This window comes from Sinorhizobium sp. GQ132 (assembly GCF_059758575.1).
Map to the genome: position 1 here is coordinate 62,409 of NZ_JCAXDX010000017.1, position 17,888 is coordinate 80,296.

General features: G+C 61.5%; 16 protein-coding genes and 6 pseudogenes. 13 read left to right on the forward strand and 9 right to left on the reverse strand.

Annotated features, from left to right (window positions below; genetic code table 11):
* Positions 1-43: 43 nt before the first annotated feature.
* Together AC6CIG_RS27185 and AC6CIG_RS27190 are read right to left on the reverse strand one after the other, a co-directional pair.
* Positions 44-1,018: an alpha/beta fold hydrolase gene (locus AC6CIG_RS27185; protein ID WP_498324174.1), complete on the reverse strand. Its 975-nt coding sequence runs from the start codon at positions 1,016-1,018 to the stop codon at positions 44-46.
* Positions 1,019-1,189: 171 nt separating this feature from the next.
* Positions 1,190-3,430: a heavy metal translocating P-type ATPase gene (locus AC6CIG_RS27190; protein WP_498324187.1), complete on the reverse strand. Its 2,241-nt coding sequence runs from the start codon at positions 3,428-3,430 to the stop codon at positions 1,190-1,192.
* A gap of 286 nt (positions 3,431-3,716) precedes the next feature.
* Between AC6CIG_RS27190 and AC6CIG_RS27195 the strand changes: the two genes are divergently transcribed.
* The 3 genes and pseudogenes from AC6CIG_RS27195 to AC6CIG_RS27205 form a co-directional block, all read left to right on the forward strand.
* Positions 3,717-4,394: a YoaK family protein gene (locus tag AC6CIG_RS27195; RefSeq protein WP_102763086.1), complete on the forward strand. Its 678-nt coding sequence runs from the start codon at positions 3,717-3,719 to the stop codon at positions 4,392-4,394.
* A 150-nt stretch (positions 4,395-4,544) separates the two neighbouring features.
* Positions 4,545-5,795 carry an MgtC/SapB family protein gene (locus AC6CIG_RS27200; protein WP_498324175.1) on the forward strand — a complete coding sequence of 417 codons (1,251 nt, stop codon included), beginning with the start codon at positions 4,545-4,547 and terminating at the stop codon, positions 5,793-5,795.
* A 124-nt stretch (positions 5,796-5,919) separates the two neighbouring features.
* Positions 5,920-6,099, forward strand: a pseudogene (locus tag AC6CIG_RS27205) (NAD(P)-dependent alcohol dehydrogenase); the annotation flags it as partial.
* A gap of 65 nt (positions 6,100-6,164) precedes the next feature.
* Here AC6CIG_RS27205 and AC6CIG_RS27210 read toward each other — a convergent pair.
* Both AC6CIG_RS27210 and AC6CIG_RS27215 read right to left on the reverse strand, forming a co-directional pair.
* Positions 6,165-6,380, reverse strand: a pseudogene (locus AC6CIG_RS27210) (cation transporting ATPase C-terminal domain-containing protein); the annotation flags it as partial.
* A 26-nt stretch (positions 6,381-6,406) separates the two neighbouring features.
* A pseudogene (locus AC6CIG_RS27215) lies at positions 6,407-7,177 on the reverse strand (formate/nitrite transporter family protein); the annotation flags it as partial.
* A 97-nt stretch (positions 7,178-7,274) separates the two neighbouring features.
* On the opposite strand from AC6CIG_RS27215, the gene AC6CIG_RS27220 reads away from it, so the two are divergent.
* The 4 genes and pseudogenes from AC6CIG_RS27220 (at position 7,275) to AC6CIG_RS27235 (ending at position 10,537) form a co-directional block, all read left to right on the forward strand.
* A complete protein-coding gene (locus AC6CIG_RS27220; RefSeq protein WP_498324176.1) occupies positions 7,275-8,180 on the forward strand; it encodes an arginine deiminase family protein in 906 nt (301 codons plus the stop codon).
* Positions 8,119-8,373 carry an arginine deiminase family protein gene (locus AC6CIG_RS27225; RefSeq protein WP_498324177.1) on the forward strand — a complete coding sequence of 85 codons (255 nt, stop codon included), beginning with the start codon at positions 8,119-8,121 and terminating at the stop codon, positions 8,371-8,373. Before AC6CIG_RS27220 ends, AC6CIG_RS27225 begins: the two co-directional genes overlap by 62 nt.
* Positions 8,374-8,389: 16 nt before the next feature.
* A pseudogene (gene argF / locus AC6CIG_RS27230) lies at positions 8,390-9,385 on the forward strand (ornithine carbamoyltransferase); the annotation flags it as partial.
* Positions 9,386-9,445: 60 nt separating this feature from the next.
* Positions 9,446-10,537 carry an amino acid kinase family protein gene (locus tag AC6CIG_RS27235; protein WP_498324188.1) on the forward strand — a complete coding sequence of 364 codons (1,092 nt, stop codon included), beginning with the start codon at positions 9,446-9,448 and terminating at the stop codon, positions 10,535-10,537.
* A 349-nt stretch (positions 10,538-10,886) separates the two neighbouring features.
* Here AC6CIG_RS27235 and AC6CIG_RS27240 read toward each other — a convergent pair.
* A pseudogene (locus AC6CIG_RS27240) lies at positions 10,887-11,214 on the reverse strand (hypothetical protein); the annotation flags it as partial.
* A gap of 120 nt (positions 11,215-11,334) precedes the next feature.
* On the opposite strand from AC6CIG_RS27240, the gene blh reads away from it, so the two are divergent.
* The 6 genes from blh (at position 11,335) to AC6CIG_RS27270 (ending at position 15,210) form a co-directional block, all read left to right on the forward strand.
* The gene (gene blh / locus AC6CIG_RS27245) at positions 11,335-12,633 is read left to right on the forward strand and encodes a bifunctional sulfur transferase/dioxygenase Blh (protein WP_498324189.1); all 1,299 of its coding nucleotides are present in this window, start codon (positions 11,335-11,337) and stop codon (positions 12,631-12,633) included.
* Positions 12,624-12,971 (forward strand): sulfite-sensing transcriptional repressor BigR, encoded by a 348-nt coding sequence (gene bigR, locus AC6CIG_RS27250; protein WP_498324178.1) that lies wholly within the window; start codon positions 12,624-12,626, stop codon positions 12,969-12,971. Before blh ends, bigR begins: the two co-directional genes overlap by 10 nt.
* Complete coding sequence (locus AC6CIG_RS27255) at positions 12,968-13,378, forward strand: YeeE/YedE family protein (protein WP_498324179.1); 411 nt, start codon at positions 12,968-12,970, stop codon at positions 13,376-13,378. The genes bigR and AC6CIG_RS27255 overlap by 4 nt, the downstream gene beginning before the upstream one ends.
* The gene (locus tag AC6CIG_RS27260) at positions 13,375-13,806 is read left to right on the forward strand and encodes a DUF6691 family protein (protein ID WP_498324180.1); all 432 of its coding nucleotides are present in this window, start codon (positions 13,375-13,377) and stop codon (positions 13,804-13,806) included. Before AC6CIG_RS27255 ends, AC6CIG_RS27260 begins: the two co-directional genes overlap by 4 nt.
* The gene (locus AC6CIG_RS27265; protein WP_498324181.1) at positions 13,788-14,678 is read left to right on the forward strand and encodes a sulfite exporter TauE/SafE family protein; all 891 of its coding nucleotides are present in this window, start codon (positions 13,788-13,790) and stop codon (positions 14,676-14,678) included. The genes AC6CIG_RS27260 and AC6CIG_RS27265 overlap by 19 nt, the downstream gene beginning before the upstream one ends.
* 163 nt (positions 14,679-14,841) lie before the next feature.
* Positions 14,842-15,210 (forward strand): hypothetical protein, encoded by a 369-nt coding sequence (locus AC6CIG_RS27270; RefSeq protein ID WP_498324182.1) that lies wholly within the window; start codon positions 14,842-14,844, stop codon positions 15,208-15,210.
* On the opposite strand, the pseudogene AC6CIG_RS27275 reads toward AC6CIG_RS27270, so the two are convergent.
* The 4 genes and pseudogenes from AC6CIG_RS27275 to AC6CIG_RS27290 all read right to left on the reverse strand — a co-directional run.
* Positions 15,153-16,255, reverse strand: a pseudogene (locus tag AC6CIG_RS27275) (adenylate/guanylate cyclase domain-containing protein). The gene AC6CIG_RS27270 and the pseudogene AC6CIG_RS27275 sit on opposite strands and share 58 nt — an antisense overlap.
* 95 nt (positions 16,256-16,350) lie before the next feature.
* Positions 16,351-16,635 carry a copper-binding protein gene (locus tag AC6CIG_RS27280; RefSeq protein WP_498324183.1) on the reverse strand — a complete coding sequence of 95 codons (285 nt, stop codon included), beginning with the start codon at positions 16,633-16,635 and terminating at the stop codon, positions 16,351-16,353.
* A 19-nt stretch (positions 16,636-16,654) separates the two neighbouring features.
* Complete coding sequence (locus AC6CIG_RS27285; protein ID WP_498324184.1) at positions 16,655-17,134, reverse strand: cupredoxin domain-containing protein; 480 nt, start codon at positions 17,132-17,134, stop codon at positions 16,655-16,657.
* Between the two features lie 39 nt (positions 17,135-17,173).
* Positions 17,174-17,888, reverse strand: a 715-nt coding sequence (locus AC6CIG_RS27290; protein WP_498324185.1) for a multicopper oxidase domain-containing protein, incomplete at its 5' end; no start/stop codon positions are given.

Genomic DNA, 17,888 nt, shown 5'->3' on the forward strand with positions numbered 1-17,888 from the left:
TCCGTAAAATCACCACGCATGCCATTGAATGCCTGTTAGCTCCTCATGACCGCGTCAACGAAACTGCGGGTGCGGGCGCCTTTGGCCGAACAGAGGTGCCGGAACGGGACCCGGAAGATGGCATTGTGCCTGTCTGAGCAAGGAAATCGCTGACGACTTTCTTAACCTTCCCCCCCTGTCCAACGAGCAGATGCCCGCCGGTGTCGTAGACGACCAGCTTCGCGCCCGGAATGCTCCTGGCGGCGAATATGGCTGCGGGGAGCGTGTTGAACAGATCATCTTGGGCCGACACGACCAGGGTTGGAGCGGCGATCTTCTCAAGAGGCAGGCGGTGGAGATCGGGCGCACTGTCGATGTTAATGCCGGGAAAGCGCCGCGAAAGCGGTTCGACGCTGCGAATTATGGCCATCACCCGATTTCGGTCCTGCGCCGGGGCCGCCTCAACCAATTCGGGCGGCACGCCGAGGAAGCGGATCAGAACCGACGGAGCAATCTTTTCGGTCGCCCACCAAGCGAAATCGGCGCCCGCGTTGACTAGCCAAAAGGCAAACGCGCTGCCACGACTCCCCTCGAGCATCACTGGACTCTCGGGCGCGTAAGTTCCAGGGACGATCAGAACAAGAGCTGAAACCTTATCCGGATGGCGAAGCGCCAGTTCGATCGCCGAGCGTGCGCCAGCCGAAACACCGACGACGACGGTCTTGTCGATCTCAAGCTTGGAGAGCAGCGCCACATGGGCATCGGCCTGGGCGGACGGCGAAGCATCGGCCGGAATCGGCGTGCCGAGATATCCGAAGCGCCACGAGGCGATCACCCGAAAGCCGCTTCCGACCAGATCGGCAACGTTGGTCAGGCCCTGATCCCATCCGCCACCTGCGCCGTGAATGGAAAGGAGCGGAATGCCGTCGCCTCTCTCGGCATATTCGATGGGACCGGCGGCAGTATTGGCGATGCGCGCGCCATTGGCGACTGCGGAGCGCGCCCGATCGATGTCATTGCTGTAGGACAGGAAAACCATCCCGCCTGCGACCGCGGCGGCGATAAAGATCGCTGATAATGTCCATCCGATCCGACATCCCGGAGCTTCAATTTGCCGGTATCGTAGTGGGTTGAGCCGCGAGGACTTTGATCTGCCTCAAAAGAATCGGTGAGATCTTCGGCAATCAGGCCGATGCGTCTATTCGTTGGATTACTCGTGCTCGAGCGATCGATAGATTTCCAGCTCCTGGGCGAAGTGGAGGCGAGTGATAGCTTCCAGACCGTGCAGCAGGCGCTGGATCTCGTAACGCTGTGCCGGGCTCGACGCATGTTCGCCAAAGGCTTGTCGAAGCGAAGTGAGGCTGTGGACCTGACGCTGGATCTCCATGTGAGTTCTGCTCATGCCGGCAAGAGCATCCGGCGCGCCTGCCTGCCTGCGCAGCCTGGGATAGACTTCCTCGTCATCCTGGCGTTCGTGCGGAAGAAGACGTTGTCGCAGCAGAGTATCCAAGTGCGCAAGCTGATTACGGACCTCATCTTCCGGGAGGTCCTGGATGCGCGCGCTTGTATGACGTATCTCGTCCACAACATCCATCAGGGCACGATGCTCGGCTTCGAGCTTCAGGAGCTCTGCATGCTCCAAACGTGTTGTTTTCCTCCAGCCGCGCATGGGGTCGCCTAGCGCGCGCAGTGCATTCAAGATGGCGAAGATGTCGATTGCTTCCTGCAGCAGTGCGCCCTGAACCGGTGTCAGATACCCAAAGGCGGCCGCAACCATGCCAGCGGCGGACAAGGCCATACCCATATAGACGCTCTGGAGGGCTATGCCGCGTGAGCGGTGCGCGATGCGGATGGCGCTGACGAGGCGATCGAGCCGGTCCACCAGGATGACCACGTCCGCCGCTTCGGAGGAGGCGGCAGCCCCGCGCGCGCCCATGGCTACCCCGACGTCGGCGGCTGCGAGCGCCGGTGCGTCGTTGACGCCATCGCCGACCATCATGACCGGTCCTGCCGCTCTTTCCGCTTCCACAATTCGGGTTTTGTCTTCCGGCTTCAATTCGGCGGCAACCTTGTCCAGTCTCAAAAAGGACTGGAGACTCTCCGCCAGCTCGGTGCGATCGCCAGTCGCAAGCACGATCCGTCCGACGCCGGCCTCCCGCAATTGCCTAAGCACGCTGCCGACCTCTGGCCTGACCTCGTCGGCGAGGAGAAACGCGCCCGCGAGAGCTCTGTCGATGGCAGCGAGCACCGAGACGACGCCATCCCTCCGGATCCACGTCCGTATGTCTCGCGAGAAGGCGGTCTCATCGATCCTTTCGCTGATGAAATCCCAGCCGCCCACTGCGATTTCGTGGCCATCTATGTTGCCGCTCACGCCGGAACCCGCCGATTCCCGAGTTCCGGATGGTGCAACAAGTTGCAGGCCCCGCTCTCTTGCGGCTGCGACCAAGGCGCGGGCAATCACGTGATGTGAGCCCTGATCCAGCGATGCCGCCAGCCGCAGCACCTCCAGAGGGTCAAGATCGGTGCGCGACTTGAGCTCGATAAGGTGGGCCCGGCCGTCTGTAATCGTCCCTGTTTTGTCGAGGATCACTGTCTTGATGCGCGCAAGCATCTCCAGCGCGCCTCCGCCTTTCACGAGCACCCCCTTGCCGGCGCAACGAGAAACTCCGGCGATGATCGCCACCGGGACCGCGAGTATGAGTGGGCACGGCGTTGCAATGACCAGCACGGCGAGCGCGCGGACCGGCTCCCCGCTGATGGCCCAGGCGCCGCCGGCGAGGAGCAGCGTGACCGCAAGAAACCCCAGCGCATAACTGTCCGCAAGCCGAACGATAGGCGCCTTCGCGGCTTTTGCCGCCTCCACTAGCCTGACGATTGCCGCATAGGTGCTGTCGCTCGCCGCGCTCGAGGCGACCATTTCAAAGGCATCGCCGGCGTTCGTCGTGCCGCTCGTCACTGGCTCACCGGAGCGGCGCCGGATCGGCATTGCCTCGCCCGTCAAGGCCGACTCGTCCAGCACGGCGATGCCATCCACCACGCTTCCATCGACCGGCACCACCTCGCCACGGCGTATCAGGATTCGGTCGCCAGGATTGAGTTCTTCGATGGAAACCTCCTGCAGCTGCCGGTCCGCGTAACGCACGGCGGTGCGCGGTACCCGGTTGAGCAGCGCTGTCAGCTCTCGGCGTGCGCGCCTTTGGGCGAAATCCTCGAGCGCCTCGCCACCGGTGTACATCAGTGCGACGATGGTGCCGGTCAGGTACTCGCCGAGAATGAGGGCGCCGCCCATTGCGAGGGCCGCGATGAGATCCAGCCCGAATTCCTTCCGTCCCAGACTGATCGCGATCTCGGTCAGGAGGCTCGCCAGGATCACCGCGGTGCCGGCCGCCCAGGACGCGGCGCTGAGGTCGGGCCGGCCCGCGAGCCAGGTGATTGTGCCGGCGAGCATGGCTACAGCGATGAGGGCAAGGAGAAGGCGCTTGCCCAGCTCTCCCCCTTGCCAAATCGACGCGAAATCTCGGCTCCTGGTCAAGGTACTCTCCAACAGATCTCGTGAAGAATATTGGATCCCAGAACCGTTGTCTTGATTCTGCGCAATATCCCGCAAGAACCCTACCGGCGAGCAAAAAAAGCATGACAATGGGAATCGCGGCATCGTTCGCAGCGCATCGCGAGCTTGCAACTCCGCACCGGGTTTGCTTTTACTGGGCGGGGGTTCACGTGGATCATCACAAATGACGGTACAGCGGCGGCGGCGCATCATTAAGCGTCAGAGAAGTTCTGTTGGTTTGGCGCTTGTCGCTGCAATATCGTTCCTCGCAGGTATGACCGACGCCATGGGGCTTATGTTCCTCGGGGATTTTGTGTCTTTCATGAGTGGCAACACGACTCGCGCATCCGTTGCTCTGATCCAGGCGGACGTCGCGCGGGGAGTGCTTCTCATCGGGGGCCTCATCACCTTCGTGATAGGGAACGCCGTGGGAGTGATGGTCTCGATCAGGTTCAGGCCGCATTCTGTTTTGCTGTTTGTATCCGTTCTGCTCGCATGCGCAGCCCTGTTAGCTGATCGAAGAGAGATGCAGTTCCTTTTACTAATTCTGGCGATGGGAGCGATTAACGCCTCTGTCGAACAGATCGAAGGGCTACCGGTCGGCTTAACATATGTTACCGGGGCACTGTCACGCTTCGGACGCGGCTTGGGACGCTGGGTGATGGGCATCCGCAACACGCATTGGGTCATCCAAATCGTGCCGTGGCTCGGCATGATGGCAGGAGCCATTTCAGGGGCAGCTCTCGTGCAAGAAATAGGAAGCCTGGCCCTATGGATCCCGTCGGCTGCAGCCCTGTTATTGACAGCAGTCTCGATCCAAATACCCCGTCGCTGGCAAAGTAGATTCATTCAACATCGTTAGTGGTATCCGCATGTGATCTTGCCCATACCCCATTTGCAAAGCCGCTCGCTGCCTCTCCTTCAAATCGGAAGTGCTTTCAAACTTACTCGGACGTCTCAAGATTGCGCTTGTTCAGGAGCGCCGACATTAATCGTTGCACAGGGGCAGTGAATGGAACCTCTTATTCTCCGTCTGGGACTTGCTCTGGCAATAGGTTTGCTTGTGGGGCTCGAGCGTGGATGGCGCGAAAGGGAAGCGCCGGCAGGCAGCCGCACGGCAGGCATCCGCACTTACGGTATTTCCGGTCTGCTTGGAGGGATAGTGGCCGCACTGTCCGACGCACAGCGGAGCGATCTTATCTTCGCCGTAGGTTTCATGAGCTTCGCGCTGAGTTTTACCTGGTTCAAGCTGCACGAGGCGCGACACGATGAGGATTTCAGCGTCACCGGCGTCGTTGCGGGATTGGCGGTTTTTGCGCTCGGCGGATTAGCGGTGGCCGGCGATTACAGGATAGCGGCGGCAGGCGCGGCTGCACTGGCTGGGGTGCTCGCGAGCCGCGAGCTTATGCACAATCTTCTCAAGACGCTGTCATGGATCGAGCTGCGTTCCGCTCTCGTGCTGGCGGCGATGACCGCCATCGGGCTGCCTCTTCTTCCGAACCATGCCATTGACCCATGGGGCGGTTTTAATCCACGTGAAGTCTGGCTCTTCACGCTCCTGAGCGCCACCATTTCGTTTATGGGCTACGTCGCGGTTCGCGTGCTCGGCTCGTCAAGAGGATTGCTGGTGGGCGGCCTGGTCGGTGCGGTCGTTTCATCGACCGCCGTGACGGCGAGCTTCGGGCAAAAAGCACGCTCTGGTGAGGAGCCACTGCCGTTGGCCGGAGCGGCAAGCATTGCTGCCGTCGTCGCGCTATTGCGCGTGCTGACGGTAACCCTTTTCATCTCCCCGCCGGTCTTCCCCGAAGTTGTCTTGCCCATGATCGCAGCAGCTTTGATCTTTGCCGCGGGTGGTGCCGCTCTGATGACTAAAACTGCACCTTCCGCCGGCGAGCCGGTAGAGCCGCGGAATCCGTTTGAGCTCGTTCCGCTTCTTATCTTTGCAGCCCTATTTGCCGTGACCGCGACGACTGGCGCAGCCTTGATGAAAGGTATGGGCCACAGTAGCTTAATCGGCATATCGGCAGCGTCAGGGATATTCGACGTCGACATTGCGGTGCTGACGGCGCTGCGCGCTGGAGAAGGAGCCGCACCTCTGCAGATCGTCGGGGACTCAGTACTCGTCGCGGTACTCGCAAACGCAGGCGGGCGGGTGTTGGTGGCGATCGCGTCTGGAACTCTACGCTATTGGACATCGCTCGCTGCTATATCGCTCCTCGCCGCGGGAACGGGAGTGGCAGTCTCTGTCCTCATTGCCCGCTAGTTGCATGGCGCGCGCGCGGTTAGCGAACAAGATCGAGGAAGCGGCCGGACTCCTCGCGCGTTAATCCGCGAAGCAATCTCCGTCATGTGAGATGTTGCGTTAAATCAATTGCTGTTTTCGTAATTCGGCCTTCTGCCCGGGCGGCAAGGAACGCATGCGTCGTTTGATGGAGGTGATCGCATCCGGCCGCGTCGACACGCGTCCTCTGGTGACTCATCGCTTCGAGCTGGACCAAATCGAGGAGGCATACGACCCATTTGCAAACCAGCTTGATGGAGTGCTTAAGGTCGCGATCACTCCATGACGCTTTCTATCGGCGCAGGACTGAGTTCAATAGCCTGAGGGAACTGCGCCCCTGGGCCAAAATCTTCATTGCTCGCGAGATCGTCCGCGAGTCGTGCGGCGAGCCCGCCACTTGTCAATTTCCACGACCAGGAGGGCAGACGATGCTACTACAAGCAGGAGCGCCCACTCTGAGAACGAGATCGGTGAAACTTGCAGCGTCTCACTGAGGATCGGAGTGTACATGGCAGCGATATGAAGGCCCTGGGCCGCTGCGATTGAGAGAAGGAGAAGCGGGTTGGCTGGCGCAGATAGACGAACCAGTAGACTGCACCAACCATTAGGCTGCCACCGACAAGATTTCCGACGGTCGTCACGACAATGTTGTGAAAGACGGTGCCCGCAGTCAGTGTGGGGTAATCTGCCGCGCTTTGGCCGAGGGCAGCCCAAAAATCTGCCCCTGCCCACGCTTTGATTGCAAGACCATAGGGCAAGAAATAGAGATTGGCGATCGAATGTTCGAACCCTGCGGCGACGAATGCCGTGATCGGCGGAACGATCACCATGATCTTATCAGAGACGCTCCGTGCCCCGAAAGACATCCAAACGGCGAGACATACCAACACGTTGCCGAGCACGGCCAGAAAGAACAATTCAATCGTCGGCAGAGCTGCCTTGGTCGAAGCAATGCTAAGCGCTGTCTTGCCGCCAGCACCGTTATTCAATCCATATTGCCCGGCTAGGACCACCAGCGCGGCTGTAGCGATCGCGCCGATGATATTGCCAACATAGACCAATGACCATGCGCGCAGGAGTGAGGCGATCGTGATGCGCCGGCTAGCGCATGCTACGATCATCAGCGAATCGCCGGTAAATAACTCAGCCCCGCCAACAATTACCAGGATGAGACCAAGCGAGAAGACCAGGCCCGCGAGGAATCTTGCAACGCCCCAGGGAAGTTCACCAGCGCCGGTCATCACTATCGACATACCCATCGCGCCGAACGCAATGAAAGCGCCTGCAAGAACTCCAAGCACCGTGAGCGCGATTGCATCCCTGCCGGCCTTTGCCGCACCTGCAGCTTCGCATGCCAGCGCCATTTCGACCGGCAGCAGCGCATCGATGTTACCGATGTGAAGCGTTTTCCTGGCTGTTTCGGTCACCCCCGGGAATTGCGGAGCTCTGCTCTTTGACGACGTGCTCTGGGTCAAGCGCGCGCGGCAGGAGCACGACGTCTTCGTTGACGCGCTGCGCGAGCGAGGCGTCACAGTTCACCTATTCGGCGACTTGCTGGCGGAGACCATGGCCCTGCCGGAAGGCCGCGAATGGCTACTCGACCGGCGCGTCGGCGCATCGATCGTCGGGTACGACATGGCGGGCGAACTGCGCGGTTGGCTGGACGAGATGCCGGCCGATCAACTCGCATCGTTGCTGGTGGGCGGCATCGCCCACGCCGAGCTGCCCTTTCAACCGGCCGGGCTGACCGGCATGACGCTGCTGCCGCAGGATTTCGTGCTGCCGCCGCTGCCGAACCAGCTCTTCATGCGTGACAGCTCCTGCTGGATCTACCGCTCGGTCTCCGTAAACGCCATGTACTGGCCGGCGCGCAAGCCGGAGACGGCAAATGTGCAGGCCGTCTACCGGTTCCATCCGCGATTTCGCGACGCCGGGTTTCCCTTCGTCTCGCCCGACAATCCGGGACCCGGCCTCAGCCTGGAGGGCGGCGACGTGATGCCGGTCGGCGGCGGCGTCGTTCTGGTTGGCATGGGCGAGCGTACGACTCCGCAGGCAGTTGGCGGACTGGCGCGCACCCTTTTTGCGGCCGGCGAGGCGACGCGTATCATCGCCGCCCTGATGCCCCGCGACCGCTCCTTCATGCATCTTGACACTGTGTTCACCTTCTGCGACCGGGATTTGGCGACCATGTATCCGCCGGTAGTCGAGCGGCTGCGCAGTTTCTCGCTGCGGCCGAGTGAGGGGGAAGCGGCCGTCGACCGTGGTCGAGGAGACGAAGCCTTTCGTCGAGGTGGTGAAAGAAGCGATGGGGCTGAAGAGCCTGCGCACCGTCTCGACCGGTGGCGACGCTTACGAGTCGGAGCGTGAGCAGTGGGACGACGGCAACAATGTCGTTGCCGTTGAGCCTGGTGTCGTGATTGGTTACGACCGCAACGTCTACACCAACACGCTGCTGCGCCGGGCCGGCATCGAGGTCATCACCGTGGAAGGCGCCGAACTCAGCCGCGGCCGCGGCGGCGGCCATTGCATGACCTGCCCCATCGCCCGCGATCCTGTGTGACAGAGGAGAAATCGACATGCCCGTCAATCTGCATGGCCGCAACGTACTGACCCTCGACGATTTTTCCGGCACGGAAATCCGCTACCTCCTTCGCCTTGCCGCCGACCTGAAGGCGGCGAAGCAGGCCGGCACGGAGGCACCGCGTCTTACCCGGAAGAACATCGCCCTGATCTTTGAAAAGGATTCCACCCGCACCCGTTCCGGCTTCGAGGTCGCCGCCTATGATCAGGGGGCCCATGTCACCTATATCGGCCCGTCCGGCAGCCATATCGGCCACAAGGAATCGATGAAGGACACGGCCCGCGTCCTCGGCCGAATGTACGACGCCATCGAATTTAGAGGTTTCAGCCAGCATCAGGCGGATGTGCTGGCCGCCTATGCCGGCGTGCCGGTCTATAACGGGCTGACCGATGAGGCGCATCCGACCCAGGTTCTCGCCGACTTCATGACAATGCGCGAGTTCACGCATAAACACCTGTCGGACACGACGCTCGTCTTTGTGGGCGGGGGGCGGGACAATGTGGCGAAGTCGCTCGCGATCGGCGCGGCAAAGGTCGGCATGGACATGCGGATCGCCTCGCCTCGCTCACTTTGGCCGGACGAAACATTCTGCAATCACGTTCGGTCCATGGCGGAAGCGAGCGGCGGCAGCTTCCGGCTGGACGAGGATGTGAATGCAGCCGTGCTCGGGGCCGACTTCGTCTATACCGACGTCTGGCTCTCCATGGGCGAGAACGAAAGCGCCTGGCTGGAGCGCATAGAGCTGCTGACGCCTTATCGTGTAACCCGCGAACTCATGGCGGCGACAAGAAGGCCCCACACTAAGTTCATGCACTGCCTGCCAGCTTTCCATAATATGGAGACGGAGGTTGGACAGGATATCGCCCGCAGTTACGGCATCGATTGTATGGAAGTCACAGACGATGTCTTCGAATCTGGCGCATCTGTTGTATTCGACCAGGCGGAGAATCGCATGCACACGATCAAGGCGATCCTCGTCGCCACCACGGGTCCTAATATGAAAATCGTCGTCGCTCTTGGCGGTAATGCCCTGCTACGACGGGGCGAGCCGATGACGGCCGAAAACCAACGCGCCAATATCCGGCGGGTGGCGGCAGTGCTCGCCGAACTCATCGTTGCCGGCCATTCGCTGGTGATCACCCACGGCAATGGGCCGCAGGTGGGCCTGCTCGCTCTCCAAGCAGCCAATTCGGCCGACCCGCCGTTCCCGCTCGACGTGCTCGATGCCGAAAGCGCCGGCATGATAGGCTATGTCCTCCAGCAGGAACTCGGCAATGAGGTCAAGGACAGGCTGTTTGCAGCGCTTCTGACACAGGTGAAGGTCGATCCGCATGATCCCGCCTTTGCTGCGCCGACCAAGCCCATCGGCCCGGTCTATGATGAGGCGACGGCCCGCAGGCTGGCGGCGGAACGCGGCTGGACGGTCGCGCCCGACAATGGAACATGGCGGCGTGTCGTCGCCTCGCCGAAGCCGATCGCGATTGTCGAATACGAGGTTCTCGCCTTTCTTGCCGCGCGCGGCGTCATCGTCATCTGCGCGGGCGGCGGCGGTATTCCCGTCGTGGAGCAGAAGGATGGCAGCCTCATCGGAGTCGAGGCGGTCATCGACAAGGATTTCGCCTCGGCGCTTCTCGCGCGGCAGCTTGGCGCAGACTTTCTCCTCATGCTGACCGATGTCGACGCCGTCTATCACAACTGGGGCACAGCCACTGCCTTTCCGCTCGCATTCGTGAGGGCGTCGGATCTGGCGCCGGACGACTTCCCGGCTGGCTCCATGCGGCCAAAAAGTCGAGGCGTCCGTCGAATTCGCCAGGGCCGCCGGCAAGCCGGCGGCGATCGGAAGGCTGGAAGATGCCGTGGAAATCGTCGCGGGACTGCGTGGGACGTGGGTAGAGCCGGTCGACGCCTGAGAACGCCGGGGCGGCGGAGGCAGATCGGATATTGCGCGGCGGACGCATATCTGCCGGTCACCGGCCCGAAGGCGCGGCACTCTTCATGGAATCTGGTAGCAGATGCTCGATGCAGACGAGCGCAAGTTCAAGACCTGCGCAAAGAATCCGGCGCCATCAAGACCGAGTGGCGCGACGCCTGGAAGGGCCGAGCTACGCTCTCGTGTTTCCGAGAATTGCCGACGTTGTCATGAGGTCAGAACAAGAGCTGTTCCTGCCAACGCCCATCGGTCGTACGGACCGTGAAGCTTCGTTTCGTTTGCACCAATGGTCTACGGGCTTGTCGCGACAACGGCAAAGCTGCGCTATTTTCGAATTGCCGCAGCAGGTCTCCATGCACGAGTTTGCAATTGGAAGGGTGCCCATGCCGCTGGCCCGCTGTGCTGGGCAATGTCGGCCACATAGGCGTGTGCTGCGGGCCGGATGTCAATGGGGCCTAAAGCTTGGGTTGCGCGTACGAGGGCTATCAATGCGAGTGCGAAGGAAACGCTTAAGACGGCCAATTACGCGAGAATAGCCGAATGCTCCAAATTCCTGGAGCCATGTCCGGAAGCCCAGCCTGCGCAGGATCTGCAGAGGCGGACACCACCCCTGAATAGCGTGCTGGAAGAGGAAGCCCGTCACGATCGCCGGCAGTGCCAGCCACCGACGATCCCCCGTGGCCGCCAGCATTGTTCCCGTGAATGCCAATGTGGAAGCGTTCGCCTCGAGCGTTCGCTCGATGTCCCACTCCCGGTCAAGTTCCGCCAGCCTAGTGTCGATCTGGTCGGGATGAGTTTCGTAGTAGGCGAGCCTCTCCTCCATTTGCAAGCGCAGAAGTCGGTTGATTTCGTCGGATCTGGGCGCTTACCCGTTTCGCTGTCGTGGCCATCGTTGTTTCTCCTCTCCCGCCGGAATCACAGGGCAAGCACAAAGTTCCCGGTCCGACCTTGACTGCTTATTAGTATAAATTATATTATATCTTATATTGATGTGGAACTCGGAGCCAGTCATGCCTATTACTGCAGTATCAGACAAACTTTCGGTCTCGCCGCAGCCAAGTGTCGAGGACATCCCGTCGCTGCGCGACAAGGGATTCAAGACACTGATCAACAACCGGCCGGACAACGAAGACACCTTTCAGCCGAACACGCAGGCGGAAAGGCAGGAAGCGAAACACTGCGGCTTGACCTACGCCTTCATCCCGGTCACGGCCGATACGATCACCGAGGCGGACGTGCGTGCTTTCCAGCGCGCGGTCGATGAGTCTGATGGGCCTGTTCTGGCACATTGCCAGACCGGCAGGCGTTCCTTAAACCTCTACCTTATCGGAGAGGTTTTGGACGGCCGGATGTCTGCCGATGAGGCCGTCGCTTTCGGGCGCAGCCGCGGCCTCGACACCAGCGTCGCTGCTGCGTGGCTCAGACAGCATGCTGCTCGCAGGCCGCAGGTGAAGGGCTTCTTCGACAAGCGCACCTGGAGCGTCCAGTACGTCGTCTCCGATCCGGAAACGAGCAAGTGCGCCATCATCGACCCGGTGCTAGACTTCGACGAGAGGGCCGGCGCGACGGCGACCATCAATGCCGATGCCATCCTCGACTACGTCCGCGACAAAGGGCTGACCGTCGAGTGGATACTCGACACCCATCCCCATGCAGACCATTTCTCGGCGGCGCAGTACCTGAAGGAGAAAACCGGCGCGCAAACAGCTATCGGCGAGCGCGTCGTCGATGTTCAGAAGCTGTGGCAGAAAATTTATAACTGGCCGGGGCTTGCCACGGACGGCTCCCAATGGGACCGGCTGTTTGCCGATGGCGAGGACTTTAAGGTCGGTTCAATCGAAGCGAAGGTGCTGTTCTCACCGGGACATACGCTTGCCTCGATCACATACGTTATCGGCGACGCTGCCTTCGTGCACGACACGCTCTTTTTGCCCGACAGCGGGACTGCGCGAGCCGATTTCCCCGGTGGCGATGCGCGCGTCCTATGGAATTCGATCCAGAAAATTCTGACGCTTCCGGATGAGACGCGGATTTTCACGGGCCACGACTACCAGCCGGACGGTCGGGCACCTCGTTGGGAAAGCACGGTGGCCGAGCAGAAGAAGTCCAACCCGCATTTTGCCGGCGTGAGCGAGAAAGAATTCGTGGCGCTCAGAACGAAGCGTGACAAGACGCTGCCGATGCCCAAGCTCATCCTGCATGCCCTGCAGGTGAACATCTGCGGCGGACGCCTGCCGGAGCCGGAGGCCAACGGCAAGCGCTACCTCAAGTTTCCGCTCGATGCATTACAGGGAGCGGCATGGGAATGAGTACAGATTTGGAAGGAGTGTTGAAGGCAGAGCTTTCCCCAGCCGAGATGGCGAGCCGGGCCGGAGAGGTGGCAAAGCTCCTGAAGACACTGTCGCATCCGGCCCGCCTGATGATCGTCTGTACGCTGGTGCAGGGCGAGTATTCGGTCGGTGAGCTTGAAGAGAAGGTCGACATACACCAGCCGCATCTGTCGCAGCACCTGACCGTGTTGCGCGGCTCCGGCATCGTCCAGACCCGGCGGGACGGCAAGCAGATCTTCTACCGCCTGACCGGGGAGAAGGCCGCCCGACTGATTGCCGCCCTCTATGTCATCTTCTGCGTGAAGGAGGACAAATGAGCGCCTATCTCCCATCTTTGGCTGGCGGCATGCTGATAGGTGCATCGGCTGTCATGCTCCTGCTCCTTAACGGCCGAATTGCCGGCATCAGCGGGATCGTCGGGCGTCTTGTGCAAGGCATCGGTATGACCACCAATCTTGCCTTCGTACTCGGGCTTCTGCTTGGGCCGCTTGCCTACCTGTTCATGTTTGGCGGTTGGCCGGCCGTGCAGATAACCGAGGGGTGGCCGCTGATCATCATTGCTGGATCGCTGGTCGGCTTCGGCTCGCGCATGGGATCGGGCTGCACCAGCGGCCACGGCGTGCTTGGCTTAGCCCGCATATCGCCGCGCTCCATAGTGGCGGTCGCAATCTTACTTACGGCGGGCGTGGTCGCGGTCGCAGTCCTGCGAGGTCTCGGCCTATGAACCGGAAAGTCTACCAGTTCGGAGCGGCTCTCGCCTCCGGTATAGTCTTCGGCTTCGGCCTGTCGCTCTCCGGCATGCTGAACCCGGCCCGCGTCCAGGGCTTCCTGGACATATGCGGCTCCTGGGACCCGAGCCTTGCCTTCGTCCTCGGCGGCGCGGTCGTCGTCGCCTTCATCGGCGTGCAGGTGATGAAGCTGATGCGTCATCCCGCCTTCGAGGACAGCTTCCATGTGCCAACGAATCGGCGGATCGACGCGCCGCTGGTGATCGGCTCGGCCCTGTTCGGCCTGGGCTGGGGGATCGGCGGCTTCTGTCCCGGGCCGGCGGTTGCCTCCTTGGCACTCGGCCTGCCTCAGAGCATCGTTTTCGTCATCGCGATGTTGGTTGGCATGACCCTGCACGACCGCCTGTGGAGCAGACGGACGTGAGCACCTCCATCCTCGCGGCAGTCGGCTCCGGCGGGACCGTCGGCTTCATGCTCGGCCTGCTCGGCGGCGGCGGGTCTATCCTGGCGACGCCGCTGCTGCTCTACGTCGTCGGCGTGACGGAGCCGCATGTTGCCATCGGCACAGGTGCGCTTGCGGTTTCGGTGAACGCCTTTGCCAACTTCGCAAGCCACGCAATCAAGGGCCACGTCTGGTGGCGGTGCGCGGTGGTCTTCTCCGCCCTAGGTGTCCTCGGCGCCCTCGGCGGCTCCAGCCTCGGCAAGGCGATGGACGGAGACAGGCTGATATTTGTCTTCGGCATCCTGATGGTTGTCGTTGGCGTCCTGATGCTGAAGCCCAAGAAGCCCGTGTCGGTCGAGTGCCGTCCCGTCGACCTCAGGATGTGTCTCTCGACAGCCGTCGTCGCGCTCTTCGCAGGCGCCGCTTCCGGCTTCTTCGGTATCGGCGGGGGCTTCCTGATCGTTCCCGGCCTGATGCTGGCGACGGGCATGCCGATGATCAACGCAATAGGCACCTCGCTCCTCTCCGTCGGTGCGTTCGGATTGGCGACCGCCCTGAACTATGCGAGTTCAGGCCTGGTGGACTGGTGGATTGCCGTCGAGTTCATCGGGGGTGGCATCGTAGGCGGCTTGCTCGGGATGCTACTTGCCACACGGCTCAGCGCCCACAAGAACATCTTTGACCGCTTGTTCGCCGCGCTCATCTTCGTAGTCGCCGCCTACATCCTGTACCAGAGCGCGCGGCAGGCCGGGGCACACCAAAGCATCCTCGATCCTCAAGTGGTTTTCGACGGTGCTCACGCTGAGCTGACCATGCAGCCGTTCCGCCGCGACGCGTTCTCGCAGGCTCTGTAGCGGGCATCAGGATAACGGTACACGTAGTCGCGCAGCGCCGATGCGTTGCCGTGGATCATGCGGAATTGAACGGTGAGCGCCAGTTCGGACGGCGGAATCGATAATCGCGCCGAGGTCTTGACGTGATACACTATAGCGAGCGCATAAACCGTGGGAGGTGGGAATGCGTGACCTTGCAACCGCACTTGCGGCTGTAATGCTCGCCGCTCAGAGCGCGGCGGCCGAGGAGCCTCTTGTATTCCATACTGCGCAGTTTGAGGACGCCACCGTCGTCAGTCTCGCACTCGTGAGCAACACGACGACGGAACGGCCGGGATATGATTACGACGTCGTCATCTCACTTTCGCAGACCAATTCCCGCAGCGGCGTGGTCTACAATGATCCAGGAAAGCACCGAGCTCTTGTAAAGTGCGGCGATCCGGCGAGGGTATCGGTCAGGGGTGTCGACTATTCGATACCGACGTCAGGCGGGGTTCAGCAAGATTGGAAAGCCGACCTCTGGCGTGCCGTCTGCGAGTCGCCCGTTTCGTAAGCCGGCACATGCTCTGCAGCTCGGGGATTCAAAGCATCGAGCATATACCAGACATCGATGGGGAGCCTTCGCCCTTGCAGAGCCGCTGATCTCAAGGACATCCATGTGGCGTCCGGGACTGGCGCTTGCAGCCGCACGACGAAGTCGGACGAGATCACAAGCGAAGAGCCGAGCGACTTCGCTAGGGTTTCCAGCCGTTGCGCCACGTAACCGCGTCGCCGATGACCGTGAACTCGCTGTGGCAACTGTTGTCGAGAACGCCGCCGACTACCGTGCCGTAATGCAGGCCAATGGCAGCATGGAGGGCCGAGTAGCCGTTCGAGAGCTTTTGATTCCTCCAGTCGCTGAGCGCGTCGACCAGATCGAGCGCGCATGCGAGCGCGCGGTCGGCGTCGTTTTCCCCCGGGCCGCGGTTGCCCGAATACCGCCATGACCCCGTCGCCGTTGAACTTGTCGACCGTCCCGCCATGGTCGAAGATCGTCTGCGAAACGAGCTGACGATACTCGGCCAGCACGAAGGCCAACTCGCGGGCAGTGGCGGTTTCTGCGAAGCTGGTGACCGCGCAAATCGACGAGCATGACCGCCGCATTGCGTCGCTCCAGACCGAGAGCCTCGCCTCGTTCCTGCAGTTCCGGGACGAACCGCGAGAGATTGTGCCGCCTCTGGTCCGCCCTGAGGGCTTCTTTGCGCGTCCGGTCGTGATCCCGCGCAAGCAGGTAGATCGCAAAGGCCGTAAAGCCGAAGCTGACCGTCAGGCCGAGGTCCTGATTGAAGAAGGAAGCGAGTAGCGAAATGGCATCGGCGGTGTGGTGCCTGACCGCGGTGATCGCCAGCATGGGAGCGCCCAGGAACACATCGGGCCGTCGCCACCGCAGCGATGCTGATGGCCAGATAGCTGACGATGACGATTGAGTGGGTCCCTTCCGCCCCTTCATTGCCGCCGAGTAGAAAGTTCGCGACCAGGATCGCGAAGGCGACGAACCGCAAGATGATCGAGCGTAATTCCCTTGCGAAGTCCCACTGTGGGTGAAGCGAAGACGTCATGTCCTACCGCGTGGAGGTGGGAGATGCTTCTCCGGTTATCGGATGAAGCGAGGGGAAGGGACGCGGTCAACTGCCGACCGCGTCCCTTCGTTTCACTACTTGACCTGCGTCACGGTAAGCTTGCCGTTGACGCGCTCGGCGACGAACTCGACGTTCGCACCTTCCTTCAGCTTCTCCAGCATCGCGTCATCCTGGACGCGGAACACCATCGTCATGGCGGGCATTTCGAGGCTCTTCAATTCCTCGTGAATCAGCGTGACCTTCTTCGCCTTGGCATCGACCTTCTTGACGGTGGCTTTTGTGAACTCCTGTGCGAGAGCGCCGTAGGCTGTTCCGGCGGCGAGCGCAGTGGCGAGCGTGAGCTTAATGAGGCTTTTCATGTTGTACTCCTTTCGATGGTCACTTCTTGGCAACAGTGACGTCGCCGTGCATGCCGGCGTCGTAGTGGCCGGGGACGAGGCAGGCGATCTTGAACGTGCCGTCGTTCGTGAACTTCCAGACAATCTCGCCGGACTCCCCGGCGGCGAGACGGATGGCGTTCGGATCGTCGTGCTCCATGTCGGGGAATTTCTCCATCACCGCCTTGTGCTCCATGATCTTGTCCTCCTGGTCGAGCACGAACTCGTGGTCGAGCTCGCCCGCGTTCTTGATCGCGAAGCGGATGGTCTGGCCCTCGCGGACCTTGAACGTCGATGGCGTGAAGATCATCTTGCCGTCGTCCGTCTCCTTCATCGTGACCTGAATCGTCTGGGTGGCGTTTGCTTTCTTGCCCGGCTCGCCTACAGCCATGGCCTCGCCGTGCGCGCCTGCGTGATCGCCGCCGGCGAGCGCCGGGGTGGCGAGCGCGGCGACGAGAAGTCCGAAGATTTGAGCTTTCATTGTGTGGTCCTTAGGTTGGTTGAACATCGGCATGCTGGATCAACCGTGGTTCTTGTGTTTAGGCGTGATCTGGGTCTTGGCGTCCTTGGCTTTGGTCGCGTCGGGGAGCTCGCCCGTCCACTCCCAGGCCTGAGTTCCGGGCGGGTTTTCGTACCAGCCGGGATCGGCGTAATCGCCCGCCGAGATGCCCTCGCGGACCTTGACGACGGAGAACATGCCGCCCATCTCGATCGGCCCGTGCGGACCCCAGCCGGTCATCATGGGTATGGTGTTTTCGGGGATTTCCATTTCCATATCGCCCATGTCGGCCATGCCGGACGTGCCCATCGGCATGTACTCCGGGCGAATCTTCTTGATCTTCTCGGCGACCTTCGATTTGTCGACGCCGATGAAGGTCGGGATGTCGTGTCCCATGGCGTTCATCGTGTGGTGCGACTTGTGGCAGTGGATCGCCCAGTCGCCCTCGTATTTGGCGTCGAACTCGTAGGCCCGCATCGCGCCGACCGGGATGTCGATGCTCACTTCCGGCCAGCGTGCCTCCGGCCGCACCCAGCCGCCGTCGGTGCAGGTGACCTCGAAATCGTAGCCGTGCATGTGGATCGGGTGGTTGGTCATGGTGAGATTGCCGACCCGCACCCGCACCCGGTCGTTCTTGGAGACGACGAGCGGGCTGATGTCCGGGAATATCCGGCTGTTCCAGCACCACATGTTGAAGTCGGTCATTTCCATGACGCGCGGCACGTAGGAGCCGGGA

Excerpts from the sequence above, each read along its gene's own strand:
- AC6CIG_RS27255 (WP_498324179.1), top strand. The coding sequence starts at position 12,968 with ATGAGCGCCTATCTCCCATCTTTGGCTGGCGGCATGCTGATAGGTGCA.
- bigR (WP_498324178.1), top strand. The coding sequence starts at position 12,624 with ATGGGAATGAGTACAGATTTGGAAGGAGTGTTGAAGGCAGAGCTTTCC.
- AC6CIG_RS27185 (WP_498324174.1), bottom strand. The coding sequence starts at position 1,018 with ATGGTTTTCCTGTCCTACAGCAATGACATCGATCGGGCGCGCTCCGCA.
- AC6CIG_RS27280 (WP_498324183.1), bottom strand. The coding sequence starts at position 16,635 with ATGAAAAGCCTCATTAAGCTCACGCTCGCCACTGCGCTCGCCGCCGGA.
- AC6CIG_RS27270 (WP_498324182.1), top strand. The coding sequence starts at position 14,842 with ATGCGTGACCTTGCAACCGCACTTGCGGCTGTAATGCTCGCCGCTCAG.
- AC6CIG_RS27285 (WP_498324184.1), bottom strand. The coding sequence starts at position 17,134 with ATGAAAGCTCAAATCTTCGGACTTCTCGTCGCCGCGCTCGCCACCCCG.
- AC6CIG_RS27260 (WP_498324180.1), top strand. The coding sequence starts at position 13,375 with ATGAACCGGAAAGTCTACCAGTTCGGAGCGGCTCTCGCCTCCGGTATA.
- AC6CIG_RS27200 (WP_498324175.1), top strand. The coding sequence starts at position 4,545 with ATGGAACCTCTTATTCTCCGTCTGGGACTTGCTCTGGCAATAGGTTTG.
- AC6CIG_RS27190 (WP_498324187.1), bottom strand. The coding sequence starts at position 3,430 with ATGCTCGCCGGCACAATCACCTGGCTCGCGGGCCGGCCCGACCTCAGC.
- AC6CIG_RS27195 (WP_102763086.1), top strand. The coding sequence starts at position 3,717 with ATGACGGTACAGCGGCGGCGGCGCATCATTAAGCGTCAGAGAAGTTCT.
- AC6CIG_RS27235 (WP_498324188.1), top strand. The coding sequence starts at position 9,446 with ATGACGGCCGAAAACCAACGCGCCAATATCCGGCGGGTGGCGGCAGTG.
- AC6CIG_RS27225 (WP_498324177.1), top strand. The coding sequence starts at position 8,119 with ATGGGGCTGAAGAGCCTGCGCACCGTCTCGACCGGTGGCGACGCTTAC.
- blh (WP_498324189.1), top strand. The coding sequence starts at position 11,335 with ATGCCTATTACTGCAGTATCAGACAAACTTTCGGTCTCGCCGCAGCCA.